Here is a 19,057-nt window from a genome sequence, read left to right on the forward strand (position 1 = left end):
ACGATGGATGCCGCGATCGCCTTTCCCCTGCTGGCCGGCCTCGTCGCCGTCGCCCTGTTCTTCGATTTTCTCAATGGTTTGCACGACGCCGCCAATTCCATCGCCACCATCGTCTCGACACGCGTGCTCAGGCCGCAATATGCAGTGCTCTGGGCGGCCTTCTTCAACTTCATCGCCTTCATGTTCTTCGGCCTTCATGTCGCCGAGACCGTGGGAAAGGGCATCGTCGACGTCAGCATCGTCACGCCGGCGGTAATCTTCTCGGCCCTCGTCGGCGCCATCGTCTGGAACATCGTAACCTGGATCGCTGGCATCCCCTCGAGCAGTTCGCACGCGCTGATCGGCGGGCTGGTCGGTGCCGGTGTTGCGAAGGGCGGCATCGGTGCCATCGTCTGGTCGGGACTTGGCAAGACGGTCGCCGCGATCGTGCTCTCGCCGGCGACCGGTTTTGCGCTGGCGCTCGTCCTGATCCTGGTGGTTTCCTGGCTGTTCGTGCGTCAGACGCCGTTCGCCGTCGACAACACCTTTCGCGTCCTGCAGTTCTTTTCCGCCTCGCTCTATTCGCTCGGCCATGGCGGCAACGATGCGCAGAAGACCATGGGCATCATCGCCGTGCTGCTCTATTCGCAAGGCATGCTCGGCGAGAAATTCTACGTGCCGCTCTGGGTCGTCCTGACCTGCCAGTCGGCGCTGGCGCTTGGCACGCTGCTCGGCGGCTGGCGGATCGTCCACACAATGGGTTCGAAGATCACCCGGCTCAATCCGATGCAGGGCTTCTGCGCCGAAACCGGCGGCGCCATCACGCTGTTCGCCGCCACCTGGCTCGGCGTTCCCGTATCGACCACGCATACGATTACCGGCGCCATCATCGGCGTCGGCGCAGCCCGCCGCGTCTCGGCGGTGCGCTGGGGCATCGCCGGCAACATCGTCATCGCCTGGATCGTCACCTTGCCGGCGACGGCGGCGATTTCGGCTCTCACTTATTTCGTCACAAGCCTGGCAGGCTGACGCGGAGCGCCGAAGCCTATTTGTCGACGAGGTTCAGGATGTTGCCGTCCGGGTCCTTGAACCAGGCGACTTTCATGCCTTGGCCGACATGGATGTCGCCCTTGATCGTCAGGCCGGGCATTTCGTAATGCTCGAAGACAACGCCTTTCGATTTCAATGATTTGACGACAGTCTCGATCTGATCGCCTACCGTCCACGTCACCGCCGTCGCCTTGTTGGTACCTGCGAATTGGGAATGATAGACATTGATGAGCGTGTCGCCGCTTTTGTAGACGACAAGCTCGCCGCCCATGTCGTCGATCTGCTTGAGGCCTAGCGTGCCTTCATAGAAGGCCTTTGCCTTTGCCAGGTCCTTGACGGCGAGATTGGCCGTTGCGTTGCTTTTCTCGAGCATGACCGTCTCCTTCCCGCATTGTCGTGTCCTCGTTCAGGCAAACGAAATAGGGCACGCGGCCCGTTTGGCCATCGGCCGGAAGCGTCATCCGGCAAGAATCCGACAGCATCGGTCGTTTTCCGTGGCACGCCGGGCAAGCCTTTGCGTCACGGCTTGGTTCTCGCCGGAAACTGCACTATCTGCATTGCCAAACGCCGAGGAAAGATCATGTCCGTCACCAAGGAAATCGTCACCGAGCGCCTGAAGACGGTCAACGGACCGGACTTCACCGGCAACATCGTCGATCTCGGTATGGTTTCCGAGATTTTCATCGCCGATTCGAAAGTCTTCTTCTCGATCACCGTTCCCGCCGCCAGGGCGCAGGAAATGGAACCGCTGCGCGCCGCCGCGGAGCGCGTGGTGAAAGCAATTCCCGGCGTCGCCGGTGCCGTGGTGGCGCTGACGGCGGAAAAAAAGGGCGGCGGCATGGAGGCGCCGGTGTCCGCGCGCCCCGCACCCAGGCCGGCACCGCCGGCGACCCCCCAGCGTCCCGCGCCGCAGGCGCCGGCCTCACACAGCTCGGGCAAGCGCGGCGTGCCCGGCATCGAGGCGATCATCGCCGTTGCTTCCGGCAAGGGCGGCGTCGGCAAGTCGACCACCGCCGTCAATCTGGCGCTTGGCCTTGCCGCCAACGGCTTGCGGGTCGGCGTGCTCGACGCCGACATTTACGGCCCATCCATGCCGAAGCTGCTCAACATCCATGGCCGGCCACAGACGGTTGACGGCAAGATCCTGAAGCCGATGGAGAATTACGGCCTCAAGGTGATGTCGATGGGCTTCCTCGTCGATGAGGAGACGCCGATGATCTGGCGGGGCCCGATGGTGATGTCGGCGCTGACGCAGATGCTGCGCGAGGTCGAATGGGGCCGGCTCGACGTGCTTGTCGTCGATATGCCGCCCGGAACCGGCGATGCGCAGCTGACCATGGCGCAGCAGGTGCCGCTGGCCGGTGCCGTCATCGTCTCGACGCCGCAGGACCTGGCGCTGATCGATGCCCGCAAGGGACTGAACATGTTCAAGAAGGTCGACGTACCGCTGCTCGGCATCGTCGAGAATATGAGCTATTTCATCGCGCCCGATACCGGCAAGCGCTACGACATTTTCGGCCATGGCGGCGCGCGCCGCGAGGCCGAACGCCTCGGCGTCACCTTCCTCGGCGAAGTGCCGCTGGAAATGGGCATCCGCGAAAGCTCGGATGCCGGGCAGCCGGTGGTTGTCTCGAAGCCCGATAGCGCGGAGGCCAAAGCCTATCGCGACATCGCCGCCAAGGTCTGGGACAGGGTCAATGAGGAACGAGTCGCGGCCGAAGCGGCAGTGCCGAGCATCGTCTTCGAGTGACCTCGCAGCGAAACGGTCAGCCGCCGACCTTCTCGCCGAAACTCGAAAAGAACTGCCCGGCCAGTTTTTTCGACGTCGACTCGATCAGCCGGCTGCCGAGCTGGGCAATCTTGCCGCCGACATCGGCCTTGGCCGCGTATTTGAGCACCGTGGCATCCGGCCCATCCTCGGTCAGCGTCACGTCGGCGCCGCCCTTGGCGAAGCCGGCAATGCCGCCCTTGCCTTCGCCCTGGATGGTGTAGGAATGCGGCGGCTTGAGATTTTTCAGCGTCACTTCGCCGTTGAAGGTGGCCTTGATAGGCCCGATCTTCAGCACCACCGTCGCGGCCATCTCGGTCGGCGACTTCATGTCGAGGCTCTGGCAACCGGGAATGGTCGCCTTCAAAACCTCGGGATCGTTCAGCGCTTCCCAGACTTTTTGCAGGGGTGCGGCAATGCGTTCCTCGCCTTCGATCACCAAAGCCATCAAGAACCTCCCGGAAACAATGGTCTGAAGCCCTAGCGCAGAGGTGCTGTTATGTCTATCGCACCAAAGTGCGGGTTGGGAACGCGTGTGCCCCTTGCTTGCATTGACGCGTTGTCATATCGATTTGTCATACAAATACGGAGACCGTGATGGCCGGCGCCCCCACCAAGAAGAAAAAATTCCGCTCGCAGGAGTGGTTCGACAACCCTGACAACCCCGGCATGACGGCGCTCTATCTTGAGCGATACCTGAATTACGGGCTGACGCGCGCCGAACTGATGTCGGGCAAGCCGCTGATCGGCATCGCCCAGACCGGCTCGGATCTGTCGCCCTGCAACCGACACCATATCGAGCTCGCCAAGCGCGTGCGCGAAGGCATCGTCTCGATGGGCGGCATTCCCTTCGAATTCCCATGCCATCCGATCCAGGAGACCGGCAAGCGCCCGACCGCGGCCCTTGACCGCAACCTTGCCTATCTAGGCCTCGTCGAGGTGCTCTACGGCTACCCGCTCGACGGCGTCGTGCTGACCATCGGTTGCGACAAGACGACGCCGGCGCTGCTCATGGCGGCGGCCACCGTCAACATCCCGGCCATCGCCCTGTCGGTCGGCCCGATGCTCAACGGCTGGCACAAGGGCAAGCGCACCGGCTCCGGCACCATCGTCTGGGAATCGCGCCAGCGCCTGTCGGCCGGCGAGATCGACTATGACGAGTTCATGGATATCGTCGCCTCCTCGGCGCCCTCCACCGGCTACTGCAACACGATGGGCACCGCCACCACGATGAATTCGCTGGCAGAAGCGCTCGGCATGCAGCTGCCGGGCTCGGCCGCCATCCCGGCCCCTTACCGCGAGCGCGGGCAGATCGCCTACGAGACGGGCAAGCGCATCGTCGACATGGTGCATGAGGATTTGAAACCGTCGGACATCATGACGCGCAAGGCCTTCGAGAATGCCATCGTCGTCAATTCGGCGATCGGCGGCTCGACCAACGCGCCGATCCATCTCAACGCCATTGCCCGCCATCTCGGCGTGCAGCTCGACAATGATGACTGGCAGGAGATCGGCCTCAAGGTGCCGCTCCTCGTCAATCTGCAGCCGACGGGCGAGTATCTCGGCGAGGATTATCATCACGCCGGCGGCGTGCCGGCCGTAGTGGCCGAGCTGATGAAGGGCGGGCTGTTGCCGCATCCCGATGCCCTGACGGCCAATGGCAAGTCGATCGGCGACAATTGCAAGGCGGCGGTGGTCGAAAACGCCGATGTCATCCGCAGCGTCGACAAGCCGCTGAAGGTCAATGCCGGCTTCATCAACCTCAGCGGCAACCTGTTCGATTCGGCGATCATGAAAACCAGCGGCATCTCGCCGGAATTCCGCGAGCGCTACCTCTCCAATCCGAAGGACCCGGAAGCTTTCGAAGGCAACGCCATGGTCTTTGACGGGCCGGAGGATTACCACGCCCGCATCGACGATCCGGCGCAAGGCATCGACGAACACACGATCCTGTTCATGCGCGGCGCCGGCCCGGTCGGCTATCCCGGTGGCGCCGAGGTCGTCAACATGCAGCCGCCGGCATACCTCATCAAGAAGGGCATCCATGCGCTGGCCTGCATCGGCGACGGCCGCCAGTCGGGCACGTCGGGCTCGCCGTCGATTCTCAACGCCTCGCCGGAGGCTGCCATTGGCGGCGGACTGGCGCTGCTCAAGACAGGTGATCGCGTCCGCATCGACCTGAACAAGGGCACCGCCAACATCCTGGTCAGCGACGAAGAGATCGCCAAGCGGCGCGCGGCGCTGCAGGGCAATGGCGGCTACCACTATCCGCAGCACCAGACGCCGTGGCAGGAAATCCAGCGCGGCATGGTCGACCAGTTCGACCAGGGCATGGTGTTGAAGCCGGCGGTGAAATACCAGGATGTCGCGCACACCAGGGGCGTGCCCCGGGACAATCACTGATTGCTTCGGGGACAATCACGGATTGCTCCGGGGACAATCACTGACGCTGAATCGGCGGCGGCCTGGTCAATCGGGCCGCCGCCGCCGTTTTCAGTTCTGTGTGGTTTGGCCCGGTCGAGGCCGGTCACGATCCTTGACAAGCGCTCGCAACAAATCCACCATTGTGGCCAAGGGGTGCATCGCGACGACCCCGTGAGGCGTCAGCCCAACGTTCGCGTCCAGGCTTCTCTATCAGGAGGTGGACGCCATGCCGTCAACAACCGCTATCACCGTATCGCAACTGTCTCGTCTGGTCGGCCTGCCGGGAGCCCCGGTAATCGTCGATGTTCGCATCGATGAGGATTTCGACGCCGATCCACGCCTGCTGCCGGCCTCGATCCGGCGCGATTTCAAAACCGTTCCGACCTGGGCGCCCGATTTCGCCGGCCAGCCTGTGGCGGTCGTCTGCCAGAAAGGCCTGAAGCTGTCGCAAGGTGTCGCCGCATGGCTGCGTCATGAGGGGATTCCCGCCGAATCCCTTGAAGGGGGTTTCGAAGCCTGGCGCGAGGCAGACGGGCTTTTGGTCAGCACCGACAAATTGCCACCGCGCGACGAAAAGGGCCATACCGTATGGGTGACACGGGCACGCCCGAAGGTCGACCGCATCGCTTGCCCCTGGCTGATCCGGCGTTTCGTCGATCCTCATGCGGTCTTCCTGTTTGTCGAGGCAGCCGAAGTGCCGGCTGTCGCTGACCGCTTTCAGGCCGTGCCGTTCGACATCGACAATGTGTTCTGGAGCCATCGCGGTGAACGCTGCACCTTCGATACGATGATCGAGGAATTCGGGCTGGAATCCACCGCACTCGACCGCCTCGCCGCGATCGTGCGCGCGGCCGACACCGCAAGGCTCGATCTGGCGCCCCAGGCCGCCGGCTTTCTGGCTGCTTCGCTTGGCCTGTCGCGGATGTTTCGCGACGATCTGGAACAACTGGAAGCAGGCATGCTGCTCTACGATGCGTTCTTCCGCTGGTGCCGCGATGCCACCGAGGAAACGCACAATTGGCCCAGCGCGGGTAAACCGTCATGAGCGCCGTTGTGCCTGCACATGGGTCGGGGAACGTCGAGGCGCCGGCTGTGCCGACCTTTGCCAAAGCCGTCAAGGTCTGGGCGAAGATCGGACTGCTCAGCTTCGGCGGGCCGGCCGGGCAGATCGCCCTGATGCACAGGGAACTGGTCGAGGAACGGCGCTGGATCGGTGAACAGCGTTTCCTGCATGCGCTGAACTACTGCATGCTTTTGCCTGGCCCGGAAGCCCAGCAACTTGCCATCTATATCGGCTGGCTGCTGCACAGGACGATCGGCGGTCTTGTCGCCGGCATCCTGTTCGTCGTGCCCGGCGCGCTCGTCATGCTGATCCTGAGCAGCCTCTACGTGCTCTATGGCGACATTCCGCTCGTCGAGGCGCTTTTCCTCGGGGTGAAGGCGGCGGTGCTTGCCATCGTCATCGAGGCGGTGATCCGCATCGGACGGCGCGCCCTGAAAAACCCGGCCATGGTGTCGATCGCGGTCGCGGCCTTCATCGCAATCTACGCGTTGAATGTGCCGTTCCCGCTGATCATCCTGCTCGCCGGCCTGACAGGATGGCTGGGAGACCGCCTCGCTCCGGGTCTCTTCTCCGGTTCGGCGCACGGCAAGGATGATGGTCCTGATATCAAGGGCGCCGTCGACCTGATGTTCGAGCGCGGCGAACTGTCCCATGTCAAACCGACCAGATGGCATGCGCCGCGCACTGTCGCGATCTGGCTGCCGATTTGGCTCGGACCGGTCCTCCTGATCTGGTGGTTCACCGGCTCTGCCAGTGTGTGGACCGAGATAGGCCGGTTCTTCAGCCTGATGGCGGTCGTCACCTTCGGCGGCGCCTATGCGGTGCTGGCCTATGTCGCGCAGGCCGCCGTCCAGTCATTCGGCTGGCTGGCTCCCGGTGAAATGGTTGATGGTCTCGGACTTGCCGAGACCACGCCCGGCCCGCTCATCCTGGTGCTGCAGTTTGTCGGCTTCATCGCCGCGTTCCGTCACTCCGGGTCACTGAACCCATTGCTTGGCGGATCGCTCGGAGCGCTGCTGACCCTGTGGGTGACCTTCACGCCGTGCTTCTTCTGGATATTCCTTGGCGCGCCCTATATCGAGGCCTTGCGCGGCAACAGGGCCTTGTCGGCGGCGCTCGGCGCGATCACCGCCGCTGTTGTCGGCGTCATCATGAATCTCGCTTTGTGGTTTGCCTTGCACGTCGTCTTCCGTGAGGTGCACGCAATGAGCCTCGGCATGAATGTGCCGGTGCTTGCGTCGATCGACTGGCGCGCGGCGCTGCTGTCCTTGGCCGCGATGATCGCCATCCTGAAGCTGAAGATCGGCATGCTGCCGACGCTCGCTGGATCGGCCCTTGCCGGTGTCTTGCTGCTGGCGGTAAGTGGCTAGATGCCAGCCTGCTTTGTATTCCGCTTCCCGACCACTTAAGTGGTTGGAAACGGATTGGAACATCATGGCGCAACGACGCTCTTCCCTCGGCTTTCTCGGCATGTTCGGCCGCTCGGGTGATCTGAGGCAGCTCGATTCCGCCTTGCGCGGCGCCGACCTGCACCCCGCCCTCGTGCCGGAGGGCGTGAAGCTCACAATCGTCAATCTGATGAAGGATCGCTGGCCGGACGAGCCGCCGCCACAGGCCTATCCGGACGTGGCGCTGCTGTTCAGCTATTGCATCGCCGGTCCGGAAACCTTCGAAAGCTCGCAAGGTTTGCAGCAGCGGCAGGACGTCGAACGCCGGATCGAGGCCGCGGTGGAGGCCGGCGACAGTTTCGACGCGCAGATCGTGCTGATGGCTCTGCACGCCAAGCTGATCAATGCCGAGGTCGTCGAGCGCTACGGTCTGGGCGCCGACTAGGGCATGTTGATTTTCAGGCGATGGTGCCGGTCCGCAAACCGGCTACCCGCCCATATTGGCGCGCGGCAGCTTGATCATGTCGCCGAAGCGGGCGCGCAGTTTTTCGTCGAGCAGTTTTGGCACATGGCGCGGGAAGCGTTCGGCAAGGATGCGCTTCTTCTCGATGATCGCGCGCTGCAATATGTCGGGACGGCCCTTCTCGTTCCATTCCTTCGGCGAAAACCGGTCGCCGACGGCCGGGTAGAAATACTCCGTCTGCATCAGCCGCAGCGTCTGCTCGTTGCCGAGATAGTGGCCAGGCCCATTCAGGCAGACTTCGGCGATGGTGTCGATCGACAGCGCTTCGTCTGTCACCTCGATGCCGCGCACGCAGCGCAGGCAATGGCCGAGCATGTCATTGTCGATGATCAGGCTTTCCAGGCAGAAGCCGAGCAGCGAGGCATGCATGCCGGCCGATTCATAGACGAGGTTGAGCCCGGCCAAGCCGGCCATCACGTCGGTGATGCCTTTTTCGTAGCCGGACTGGATGTCGGGCAGTTTCGAATCCGTCATGCCGGCGGCCGAGCCACCCGGCAGATCGTAGAACTGCGCCATCTGCGCGCAGGCCGCGGTCAGCACCGCCTGTTCGGCCGAGCCGCCTGACATGGCGCCGGTCCGTAGGTCCGACACGAACGGCCATGTGCCGAAGATTGCCGGATGCCCCGGCTTGATGGCGTTGACATAGACCAGACCGGCCAGCACTTCGGCCACTGCCTGCACCACGGCGCCGGCAATCGCCGCCGGCGCGGTCGCGCCGGCCTGGCCGGCCGACAAAAGCAGGATCGGGATGCCGCCTTCGACGCAGGCCTCGAGCACGCCGCAGGCATCCTCGGCGAATTTCATCGGCGGCACGACGAAGCAGTTGGAGTTCGACACGAACGGCCGGGCGCGGAAATTCTCCTCCCCGCCGGCAATGGCATAGAGCATTTCCAGCGCCGGCTGCACGTTCTCGCGCACCGTGAACGAGGTGCCGACATGCTTGGACGTACCCATCACGCAGGCATAGAGCGTGTTGAAGTCCATTTCGAGCGGATCGGGAATGTCGCGCGGCACCATCGGCCGCTGGAAGAAATGGATGTTGTCGAGCCCCTCGACAATGCGGGCGGCGTCATAGATGTCCTGCAGCAGCGATTCGCGGTATTCGCGCTTCTCGACATCGACCAGATGCACGGCGGCGCCAGCCGTGCCGTAGTGCACGCGCTTGCCCTGGATCACCATATCGTGTTTCGGATCCTGGCCGTGCAAGGTGAAATTGCGTGCCGCTTTTTTGATCGTATCGAGCACCAGGGCGCGCGGGAAACGGATGCGGCCATCGTCGCCATAGGTGGCGCCGGCCTTGGTCAGCGCCTCGATGCAAGAGGGGATGGCATTGGCGAAGCCGACCGTCTCCAGCAGCGTCAGCACCGCCTCGTGGATGCGCTCCTGGTCGTTGCCGCGCAGCGGCCCGTAGCTGCCGCCCTCGAGGCCGGCGCGCACCGGCCTGATGTCGTCGGCGAGCGGCGCTGCCCGCATGGCACGGCGCGCTTCGCGTCCACCGGAGCGGCGCGAGCGCTGATCCGCCGCCGCTTCCTGCTTTTCAAGAACCACAGACATGGAGGCACTCCACCTTTTCTCGGAAACAGGGCGGCGGTTGGTCCACCATCGGCTGCTTCTTCCCCTTTGTGCCACGACTATGCCGCCGGCATTGGCCCAGACCATGAGCCAGCCGGTCTGGTTGCATATGCCAGCGCTAAAGGAAACGGGGCCGCGATCGGGCGGCCCCGGTCAAAAGGATCGGATAAGTGGATCAGGCGGCGGCGGGCCTGCGCCCGGCGGCGGTGGCCAGTTCCCGGATGCCTGGCTCGATGTGCTGCAGCGCGATCGAGGAAATGCCCAACCGCATGAAACGCGAAGGCTTTTCGGTGCGGTCGAAGAAGCGGTCTCCCGGCTCGATGATGACGCTGCGCGAGGCCGCGGCCTCGGCCAAACCGCGGGAATCGGTGCCGCGCGGGCCTTCGAGCCAGAGCGACGTGCCGCCGGCCGAGTCGGTCGAGCGCCATTCCGGCAGGAAAGCGGAAATCGCATGGACCAGACGCTTGCGCCGCTCGTCGAAGGCGCTCGACAGGCGCCGCACCAAGGCCTCGTGATGGCCGAGCGACAGGAAGAGCGCCACCGCACGCTGGTTGTTGGCCGGCGGATGGCGCAGCATGAAGCGGCGCAGCGCCCTCAGTTCCGAGATTAGTCCAGCAGAGGCCACGATGTAGCCAAGCCGCAGGCCCGGGGCCAGCGTCTTCGACATCGAGCCGACATAGACGACGCGGCCGGAACGATCGAGGCTCTTCAGCGCCTGCTGCGGCGCCTCGTCGAGAAGCTGGCTGTCATAGCCGTCCTCGATGATGATCTGGTTGTGCCGGTTGGCACGCGCCAGAAGGTCCTGCCGCCGCTCGGCCGACAACGGCACCATGGTCGGGCAATGATGGCTGGGCGTGACGAAGACGAAGCCGGAATCATTGGGGATAGAAGAGGTTACGATGCCGGACTGGTCGACCGGCACCGGCTGGATGTCGGCGCCCGCAAGCCGGAAGATCGAGCGTGCGTCGGGGTAGCCCGGGTCCTCCATCGCCACCTTCGAGCCCTTGGTCATCAGCAGCGAAGCCAGCATGTAGAGCGCGTTCTGGGCGCCAAGCGTGACGATGATCTCGTCGGGATTGGCGAAGATGCCGCGCCGGGGCAAGAGCCGCGCCTGGATCTGCTCGATCAGCAGCGGATCGTCGCGATCGACCATGTCGGACGCCCAGTTGCGGATTTCGAGCACGGCCAGCGCCATGCGGTTGCACTCGCGCCATTCGGCGGTCGGGAACAGCGCCGGGTCGAACTGGCCGTAGACGAAGGGGTAGGACGACTTGATCCAGTTCTCGTGCTTGGCCGGCGGCGGCATGTCGCTGGCGGCGATCTGCCGGCGTGCCTTCCAGTCGATCTCATTGGCCTGGTCGGGCGCCTTCTGGTGCGGCTTGGCCGGTGTTGCCAGCACGTCGGGGTTGACGAAATGGCCGCGCCGCTCGCGCGCCACCAGGAACCCCTGGTCGACGAGCTGCTGGAAGGCCAGCACCACCGTCCCGCGTGCGACGCCCAGCTTCTCGGCCAGGATCCGGCAGGAGGGAAGCGGCATCGAAGCGGCGATCTGCCGGTCGAGAATGGCGGCCACGATGGCCTGGCGGATCTGCGCCTGCAGGGTTTGGCCGGATTCGGCCGAAATCCGGAACAGGCCGGACCATATGGCCGTGTCGTTGCGCTGTGGCATGGGAAATCTTCCTCGGATGGCCAGCCATTTTCATTTGGCTGGACCAGTCGAGTGTATGGGTGGCACAAGGGGTTGCGCCAATCAATTTTTCTGATCTTTGGGATTTATGCCAGTGATCCTTCAGCCAAATTGGGCTCTGCGGCCGCCCGAAGTGACACATAGTGCATCGCATCGTGATGCGATGCGGCATCGCCGCGTATTGACCGCACGGAATTCGGCTCAATAGGTTTGTCGCGACGACACGCGCCGGAAACATCCGGTCTGATAAAGTATGTCGAAAAACGCCAGGAGCTCCCCGCCATTGGATAAGTCAGCCTTCCAGAAACAGCTCGCCGCCTTGCGCGATCATCGCACCGCGGCACCTGCGAGCATGCGCCAGGCCTTCGCCGCCGATCCACAGCGTTTCCAGACACTCTCCGCCACCGATGGTGACCTTTTGCTCGACTGGTCGAAATGCGCCGTCGATGCCGTCACCATGGACTTGCTGGAGAAGCTCGCCGGCGCCGCCGATCTCGAGGGTCGCCGCGCCGCCATGTTCGCCGGCAAGAAGATCAACATCACCGAGGACCGCGCCGTGCTGCACACGGCGCTGCGCAATCTCAGCGGCAAGGGCGTCACGGTCGACGGCCAGGACGTCAAGGCCGACGTCATTTCCGTGCTCGACGCGATGGGCGCCTTCGCTGATGCCATCCGTTCAGGCAAGGCTCTTGGCGCCACCGGCAAGAAGATCACCGACATCGTCAACATCGGCATTGGCGGCTCCGACCTCGGCCCGGCTATGGCGACGCTGGCGCTGGCGCCATATCATGACGGGCCACGCGCGCATTATGTGTCCAACATAGACGGCGCCCACATCCACGACACGCTGAAGGGCCTGTCGGCCGAAACCACGCTGTTCATCATCGCCTCCAAGACCTTCACCACGGTCGAGACGATGACCAACGCGCAGACGGCGCGCGACTGGGTGCAGAAGGCACTCGGCAAGCAGGCGGTCGGCAAGCATTTCGCCGCTGTTTCGACGGCACTCGACCTGGTGGCCAAGTTCGGCATCGAGCAAAACCGCGTCTTCGGTTTCTGGGACTGGGTCGGCGGCCGTTATTCGGTCTGGGGCGCGATCGGCCTGCCCGTCATGATCGCCGTCGGCCCGCGAAATTTTCGCGCCTTCCTCGACGGCGCGCACGAGATGGACGAGCATTTCCGCACCACCCCGCTCGCCGGGAACCTGCCGGCAATTCTCGGGCTGGTCGGCTGGTGGCATCGCGTGATCTGCGGCTATCCGGCCCGCGCGGTCATCCCCTATGACCAGCGCCTGTCCCGGCTGCCGGCCTATCTGCAGCAGCTCGACATGGAATCGAACGGCAAGGGCGTCACCCTTGACGGCACGCCCGTGGCGACACCGACCGGGCCGCTGGTCTGGGGCGAGCCGGGCACCAATGGCCAGCACGCCTTCTTCCAGCTTTTGCACCAGGGCACCGACTTCATCCCGGTCGAGTTCCTGGCCGCGGCTGTCGGCCATGAGCCGGAGCTCAAGCACCAGCATGATTTGCTGCTCGCCAATTGCCTGGCGCAGTCCGAAGCGCTGATGAAGGGCCGCACGCTGGACGAGGCGCGCGCGCAGATGCTGGCCAAGGGCATGAAGCCGGCCGACGTCGACAAGATTGCGCCGCATCGTGTCTTCTCCGGCAACCGGCCTTCGGTGACCATCCTCTATCGCAAGCTCGACCCGCGCACTTTCGGGCGGCTGATCGCGCTCTATGAGCACCGCGTCTTCGTCGAGGGCACGCTGTTCAACATCAATTCCTTCGACCAGTGGGGCGTCGAGCTCGGCAAGGAGCTGGCGACCGGCCTGCTGCCTGTCGTGGAAGGCAAGGAAAGCGCCGCAAACCGGGACGCCTCGACCAGGGGCCTTGTGGAACGCATCCACCAATTGCGCGGTTCGGAGTGACTGATTTGGCAGACATCAAGGGTATATTGTTCGACAAGGACGGGACACTTGTCGACTTCAACGCGACCTGGCTCGGCGTCGCCGATTTCATGGCCATGGATGCCGCTGATGGCGACCGCTGGAAGGCCGACAGGCTGCTTGCGGCCGCCGGCTTCGATTTCGCCAGCCGGCGCTTCAAGCCCGATTCGATCTTTGCCTCGGGCACCAACATGGATGTCGTCGAGCTGTGGTTCCCGCGTCTGTCCGACGAAGACCAGATGCTGGCCGTAGCCCGCTTCAACGAGATCACCTCGGTGCAGGGCTCGGCGATGGCGGTGGCGCTGCCGGGCATCGTCGATACCTTGGCGGTGCTGCACAAAAGATCCTACCGGCTTGGCGTCGCCACCAACGATTCCACCAGCGGCGCGGAAAAGACCTTGGTCACGCTGGGCGTCGCCCAGCTGTTCGACGCCGCCTATGGCTATGACGCGGTGGCCAATCCCAAACCCGCGCCCGACACCATCCAGGCCTTTTGCGACCTCACCGGCCTGAAGCCAGCGGAGATCGCCATGGTGGGCGACAACCGCCACGATCTCGAAATGGCGCGCGCCGGCGGCTGCGGCCTGGCGGTGGGCGTGCTCTCCGGCACCGGCACGCGCGAATCGCTGGCCGGCATTGCCGACGTCGTTCTCGATTCCGTCGCCGACCTGCCGGATTTCCTGTCGACGCGGGTCAAGGAGACGGTTTGATCGCTCCCGCCAGCGCGGTCTCGGCCTCGAAACGAAAGACGCCGCTCGGCTTCAGCGTGGCATCTTTCGCGTCACCGAAATCCGGCACCTGATGTTCGGCGAGCAGTCGCAGCCGGGCCAGCGGCAGGTCATGGCGACGCGGATCGCCGACCAGCACCTCGATGCCGGCTGCCAAACAGCGATCGAGGAACGGGGTAACCCGTAGGGCAACCTCGTGGCCGTAGAACACGTCGCCTGCAAGCACGAGGTCGACGGCCGGCGGCGGCCCCGTGGTGATATCCTGGTGGACGATCGTGATCTCGACGCCGTTGGCCGCCGCGTTGAGGCCGATAGCGGCAACGCCGTTGCGGTCTATCTCGGCGGCGATCACCTCGCTTGCGCCGGCCTTGGCGGCGGCAATGCCGACAATGCCCGAACCCGCCCCCAGGTCCAGCACGCGACGGCCCGCCACGGTCATCGGATTGTCGAGGATGTGGCGCGCCAGCACCGCGCCGCCGGCCCACGCATAGGCCCAGTAGGGCGGCTGCGGTTCTGGCGCATCGTCGTCCGCATCAATATCGTCTTCAGGATCGACGAGGCGTCTCAATCCGCTGCCCGGATGGGCGGTGTAGAACCGGATTTCGGGAAGCGCCGGTACAGGAACAAGGCGCATGTTCGCCTTGATGAATTCCGCCGGGTCGAGGCGCGGGCGGTTTGGCAAGTCCTTGCTTGGTCCCTCGTCGCCGAAGGGGTGGCGCCTCGCTAAAGCGCGCTGCGCTTCAGCTCTTTGTTTTGGTGCATGTCGTTCTCCCAAAACCGAGGTCACTTTTGGGCGATGTGCATCAGGCGCGCAATGCCCGCCGCAGGATCTTGCCGACCGGCGTCTTCGGCAATTCGGTCCTGAACTCGATATATTTGGGCCGCTTGTAGCCGGTCAGGTTCTCGCGGCAAAAAGCGGTGATGGCTTCCACGGTCAGGGCCGGATCCTTCTTGACGATGAACAGCTTCGGCACTTCGCCCGAATGCTCATCCGGCACGCCGATCGCCGCGACTTCGAGCACGCCTGGATGCATGGCCACGACCTCCTCGAGTTCGTTCGGATAGACGTTGAAGCCCGAGACCAGGATCATGTCCTTCTTGCGGTCAACGATCTTGGTGTAGCCGCGCTCGTCCATGAAGCCCATGTCGCCGGACTTGAAGTAGCCGTCCTTGGTCATCACCTTGGCGGTCTCGTCAGGCCGGTTCCAGTAGCCCGCCATCACCTGCGGTCCCCTGATGCAGATTTCGCCGACCTCGCCGAGCGGCAAATTGTTGCCGTCATCGTCGCGGATGGCGATTTCCGTCGAGGGCAGCGGCAGGCCGATCGTGCCGGTGAAGTCACCGGAACTGAACTTGTTGGCCGTCGCCACCGGTGACGTTTCCGAGAGGCCGTAGCCCTCAGTGACAGGGCAACCGGTCAAAGCCTTCCAGCGCTCGGCGACGCCCTTCTGCACCGCCATGCCGCCGCCAAGCGTCAGCACCAGCGGCTTGAAGTCGAGTTTGCGGAAGTCCTCATTGTTGAGCAGCGCGTTGAACAGCGTGTTGAGGCCGGGAAAGATGTGGACCGGATACTTCTGGAGTTCCTTGACGAAGCCCGGAATATCGCGCGGATTGGGAATGAGCACGTTGCGAGCGCCTTGCTGCATGCCCATCAGCGCGTTCACCGTCAGCGCGAAGATATGATAGAGCGGCAGCGCGCAGATGAAGTTCGGGTGTGCGGGCTTCGGCTTGATCGTATAGGCGTCTTCCATCCACTGCGCGTTCTGCACGACATTGGAGAGCACATTGCTGTGCAGCAGCGTGGCGCCTTTCGACACGCCCGTGGTGCCGCCCGTATATTGCAGGAAGGCGACATCGTCGGCCGCAACCTTGGCCGGCTTGAAGCCAAGGCCGGCGCCGGCCTTCATCGCCGCGTTGAACTTGACATGCCCGGGCAGCGACCATGCCGGCACCATTTTCTTCACGCGGCGCACGACGAAGTTGACGATCGTGCCCTTGAGGCCGCCAAGCATGTCGCCCATGGCCGCCACCACGACATGCTTGACCGCGGTCCTGGAGACTACCGCCTGCAAGGTGTTGGCGAAGTTTTCCAGGATGACGATGGCTTGCGCGCCGGAGTCCTTGAGCTGGTGCTCCAACTCGCGCGGCGTGTAAAGCGGATTGATGTTTACCACGACATAGCCGGCGCGCAGGATGCCCATCATCGCCACCGGATATTGCAGAACGTTAGGCATCATGATGGCGACGCGCGCACCCTTTTGCAGCCCCTTCGATTGCAGATAGGCACCGAAGGCCGCCGACAACTGCTCGACATCGGCATAGCTGATGGATTTGTCCATGCAGGTGAAGGCCGGCTGGGCGGAAAACTGCTTGCAGGCGGCGACCAGGAAATCGCCGATCGAACTGTAGGGCAACGCACCGATCTCGGCCGGAACATTTTTCGGATAGCTCTTGAGCCAAGGCTTTTCGGGCAGGCCTGCGGCAAGTTCCGTGAGCGCCTTCGGCAACCGCTTGGTGTCAGCTGCCGCCGGTTTCGATGTCGGCGCTGCCTTTGCTGGCGATGCGGCCTTCGCTGCCCCGGTCTTTGTGGGAGAAGCCTTTGCAGGGGTCTTCGCCGGAGAAGTCTTCGTCGCTGAGGTCTTTGCCGGGGCGGCTTTTGCCGCCGGCTTCGCAACGGCCTTGGCGGTGGCTGCCAGTGCCGCCTTGGCAGGTCTTGCGCCTGTGCTGGCGGTCGAGGCCTTGGCACCGGCTTTACCTTGATCGTCGGCGGCGGCTGGTTTCGAGACTGCCTTTGCCGACGCTTTCACCGGCGCCTTTGATGCTTTTGCCACCCGTTCCTCCTCGACAATTCCTGTTCGCCCGTTTCGGTCGCCTATGCCGCGCCCGCCTCCGAATTGACAGAGGCGTCCTCCGTGCCGCCAGCATATCCATCTATGTATTGCCTCTATCGGCGGCGGTGCAAGTCTTGCCCTTGCGGCAGGGCGCCGAAAGATTTGCCGTCGAAAATCTTTCCCGCCGACGACACTTGGAACCGGCATCTTTCCGCATCGATGATCGGATGAGGGCGGACGCGGAGGCCATGTCGCCATATGCCAGATCAATAAAAAAATGCGGTCGTTAATAATCTCGTGAGTGGAAAAAACTGCTAATTTTTTCTGCCTTTTAGCAAAATGGCAGATTTTTTTCCTGCTTCCCGAGGGGTAAGCAAACGGGGTGTTCCAAAGCCGGAAAAACGGTGCTTATATGCGCGCTTCGCGAGCCTGATAGAGGGGCTTGGAAGAACATCAGGGAGTGCTCAATGAAAAAGAAACTCGCTTTTGCGGCCGCTTTGCTGGCCGCAAGCGTACTGAGCGGCATGGCCAATGCAAAGACGCTCGTCTATTGCTCGGAAGCGTCGCCTGCCAATTTTGATCCGGGTACCACGACCGGCGGCAACGACTTCGATGCCTCGTCGCGTACCGTCTATTCGCGTCTGGTCGAATTCAAGCATGGCGGCACCGAAGTCGAGCCTGGCCTTGCCGACAAGTGGGAGATTTCCGACGACGGCTTGGTCTACACTTTCCACCTGCATCCGGGCGTCAAGTTCCAGACCACCGACTATTTCAAGCCGACGCGTGACCTCAACGCCGACGACGTCGTTTTCTCCTTTGATCGCCAGTTCAACAAGGCGAACCCCTGGAACGGCGACAAGTATCTGCCGAACCTGACCTGGGACTACTACACCGGCATGGACATGCCGAAATACGTCGCCAAGTGGGAAAAGGTCGATGACCTTACCGTCAAGCTGACGCTGACCGAGCCGAACGCGCCGATGCTGGCCAACCTTGGCATGGACTTCGCGTCGATCGTGTCGAAGGAATATGCCGACCAGCTGGAGAAGTCCGGCAAGATGGCCGATTTCTCGACCAAGCCGATCGGCACTGGTCCGTTCCAGTTCGTCGACTACCAGCTGGATTCGGTCATCCGCTACGCGGCTCACCCGGATTATTTCAAGGGCAAGGAAAAGATCGACGATCTCGTCTTCGCCATCACGCCTGACGCCACCGCCCGCACCCAGAAGGTGCTCGCCGGGGAATGCGACATCGCGCCCTATCCGAACCCGGCCGACATCGCCACCATCAAGGCCAACAAGGACGTGACCCTGATGGATCAGGCCGGCCTGAACATCGGCTATATGAGCTACAACACCACCATCCCGCCGCTCGACAAGCCTGAGGTGCGCCATGCGCTCAACCAGGCGATCGATCGGGAATCGCTGATCAAGTCGCTGTTCCAGGATGCAGGCGCCACGCCTGCCGAAAACCTGATCCCGCCGACCATGTGGTCGTGGAACAAGGATGTGAAGACCGACGCCTACAATCCGGAAGCGGCCAAGAAGGTGCTGGCCGACGCCGGCCTGAAGGAAATCCAGCTCTGGGCATCCGACCGCGTTCGCCCGTACAACCCGAACTTCCAGCGCGCCGCCGAACTGATCCAGGCCGACTGGGCCAAGGTCGGTGTCAAGGCGGAGATCGTCAACTACGAGTGGACCAAGTATCGCTCGGAAGGCAAGAAGAAGGACCGTCCCGGTGCGTTCCAGATCGGCTGGACCGGCGACAATGGCGATCCGGACAACTTCTTCGCCACCCTGTTCGCCTGCTCCGCCATCGGCGTCTCGAACTACTCCAGCTGGTGCGACAAGGACTTCGAGGATCTGATCCAGAAAGCCAAGAAGACCAGCGACCAGGCCGAGCGCACCAAGCTCTACGAACAGGCGCAGGTGATCTTCGCCAAGGAAGCGCCCGCCTTCCTGCTGGTCCACAGCCAAGTCTACGCGGTCGTGCGCAACAATGTCAGCGGTTTCAAGATGGATCCGCTCGGCATTCACCGCTTCGACGGCGTTGACAAGGCCGAATAAGACTATAGAGCGGGGCGGCGCAATGAAGCGCCG

Annotated in this window: 15 protein-coding genes; 9 read left to right on the forward strand and 6 right to left on the reverse strand. The window is 63.3% G+C overall.

What is annotated here, in order from left to right:
- Window positions 1–3: 3 nt before the first annotated feature.
- Window positions 4–1,008, forward strand: coding sequence for an inorganic phosphate transporter (locus D3242_RS12360; protein ID WP_038651914.1), 1,005 nt, complete (start codon window positions 4–6; stop codon window positions 1,006–1,008).
- Window positions 1,009–1,024: 16 nt separating this feature from the next.
- Here D3242_RS12360 and D3242_RS12365 read toward each other — a convergent pair whose 3' ends face one another.
- A complete protein-coding gene (locus tag D3242_RS12365) occupies window positions 1,025–1,402 on the reverse strand; it encodes a VOC family protein (protein ID WP_064984538.1) in 378 nt (125 codons plus the stop codon).
- Window positions 1,403–1,609: 207 nt separating this feature from the next.
- On the opposite strand from D3242_RS12365, the gene D3242_RS12370 reads away from it, so the two are divergent.
- On the forward strand, window positions 1,610–2,779 hold the full coding sequence (locus D3242_RS12370) for an Mrp/NBP35 family ATP-binding protein (RefSeq protein WP_038651921.1): 1,170 nt from the start codon (window positions 1,610–1,612) through the stop codon (window positions 2,777–2,779).
- 16 nt (window positions 2,780–2,795) lie between these two features.
- Here D3242_RS12370 and D3242_RS12375 read toward each other — a convergent pair whose 3' ends face one another.
- Window positions 2,796–3,245 carry an SRPBCC family protein gene (locus tag D3242_RS12375; RefSeq protein ID WP_019862969.1) on the reverse strand — a complete coding sequence of 150 codons (450 nt, stop codon included), beginning with the start codon at window positions 3,243–3,245 and terminating at the stop codon, window positions 2,796–2,798.
- 149 nt (window positions 3,246–3,394) lie between these two features.
- On the opposite strand from D3242_RS12375, the gene D3242_RS12380 reads away from it, so the two are divergent.
- The 4 genes from D3242_RS12380 (at window position 3,395) to D3242_RS12395 (ending at window position 8,117) form a co-directional block, all read left to right on the forward strand.
- Window positions 3,395–5,200 carry an IlvD/Edd family dehydratase gene (locus D3242_RS12380; protein WP_019862970.1) on the forward strand — a complete coding sequence of 602 codons (1,806 nt, stop codon included), beginning with the start codon at window positions 3,395–3,397 and terminating at the stop codon, window positions 5,198–5,200.
- Window positions 5,201–5,447: 247 nt separating this feature from the next.
- Window positions 5,448–6,266 carry a chromate resistance protein ChrB domain-containing protein gene (locus D3242_RS12385; protein ID WP_027047703.1) on the forward strand — a complete coding sequence of 273 codons (819 nt, stop codon included), beginning with the start codon at window positions 5,448–5,450 and terminating at the stop codon, window positions 6,264–6,266.
- Window positions 6,263–7,654, forward strand: a complete 1,392-nt coding sequence (chrA, locus tag D3242_RS12390; RefSeq protein ID WP_064984540.1) for a chromate efflux transporter — start codon at window positions 6,263–6,265, stop codon at window positions 7,652–7,654. Before D3242_RS12385 ends, chrA begins: the two co-directional genes overlap by 4 nt.
- A gap of 64 nt (window positions 7,655–7,718) precedes the next feature.
- The gene (locus D3242_RS12395; RefSeq protein ID WP_027047704.1) at window positions 7,719–8,117 is read left to right on the forward strand and encodes a hypothetical protein; all 399 of its coding nucleotides are present in this window, start codon (window positions 7,719–7,721) and stop codon (window positions 8,115–8,117) included.
- Window positions 8,118–8,159: 42 nt separating this feature from the next.
- Here D3242_RS12395 and D3242_RS12400 read toward each other — a convergent pair whose 3' ends face one another.
- Both D3242_RS12400 and pdxR read right to left on the reverse strand, forming a co-directional pair.
- Window positions 8,160–9,749, reverse strand: a complete 1,590-nt coding sequence (locus D3242_RS12400; protein ID WP_064984542.1) for a trimethylamine methyltransferase family protein — start codon at window positions 9,747–9,749, stop codon at window positions 8,160–8,162.
- A 193-nt stretch (window positions 9,750–9,942) separates the two neighbouring features.
- Window positions 9,943–11,436 (reverse strand): MocR-like pyridoxine biosynthesis transcription factor PdxR, encoded by a 1,494-nt coding sequence (gene pdxR / locus D3242_RS12405; protein WP_010913204.1) that lies wholly within the window; start codon window positions 11,434–11,436, stop codon window positions 9,943–9,945.
- A 301-nt stretch (window positions 11,437–11,737) separates the two neighbouring features.
- Here pdxR and pgi point away from each other — a divergent pair, with 301 nt between their 5' ends.
- The gene (pgi, locus tag D3242_RS12410) at window positions 11,738–13,381 is read left to right on the forward strand and encodes a glucose-6-phosphate isomerase (protein ID WP_081296119.1); all 1,644 of its coding nucleotides are present in this window, start codon (window positions 11,738–11,740) and stop codon (window positions 13,379–13,381) included.
- 5 nt (window positions 13,382–13,386) lie between these two features.
- On the forward strand, window positions 13,387–14,109 hold the full coding sequence (locus D3242_RS12415) for an HAD family hydrolase (protein ID WP_038651935.1): 723 nt from the start codon (window positions 13,387–13,389) through the stop codon (window positions 14,107–14,109).
- Here the strand turns inward: D3242_RS12415 and D3242_RS12420 are convergent.
- Window positions 14,093–14,914, reverse strand: a complete 822-nt coding sequence (locus D3242_RS12420) for a class I SAM-dependent methyltransferase (RefSeq protein ID WP_223217818.1) — start codon at window positions 14,912–14,914, stop codon at window positions 14,093–14,095. The genes D3242_RS12415 and D3242_RS12420 overlap by 17 nt on opposite strands.
- Window positions 14,915–14,930: 16 nt before the next feature.
- Window positions 14,931–16,958 (reverse strand): long-chain fatty acid--CoA ligase, encoded by a 2,028-nt coding sequence (locus tag D3242_RS12425; RefSeq protein WP_064984547.1) that lies wholly within the window; start codon window positions 16,956–16,958, stop codon window positions 14,931–14,933.
- A 467-nt stretch (window positions 16,959–17,425) separates the two neighbouring features.
- On the opposite strand from D3242_RS12425, the gene D3242_RS12430 reads away from it, so the two are divergent.
- The gene (locus D3242_RS12430; protein ID WP_038651939.1) at window positions 17,426–19,024 is read left to right on the forward strand and encodes an ABC transporter substrate-binding protein; all 1,599 of its coding nucleotides are present in this window, start codon (window positions 17,426–17,428) and stop codon (window positions 19,022–19,024) included.
- The last annotated feature ends 33 nt before the right edge of the window (window positions 19,025–19,057 follow it).

This window comes from Mesorhizobium jarvisii, assembly GCF_003601985.1.
GTDB lineage: Bacteria > Pseudomonadota > Alphaproteobacteria > Rhizobiales > Rhizobiaceae > Mesorhizobium > Mesorhizobium jarvisii.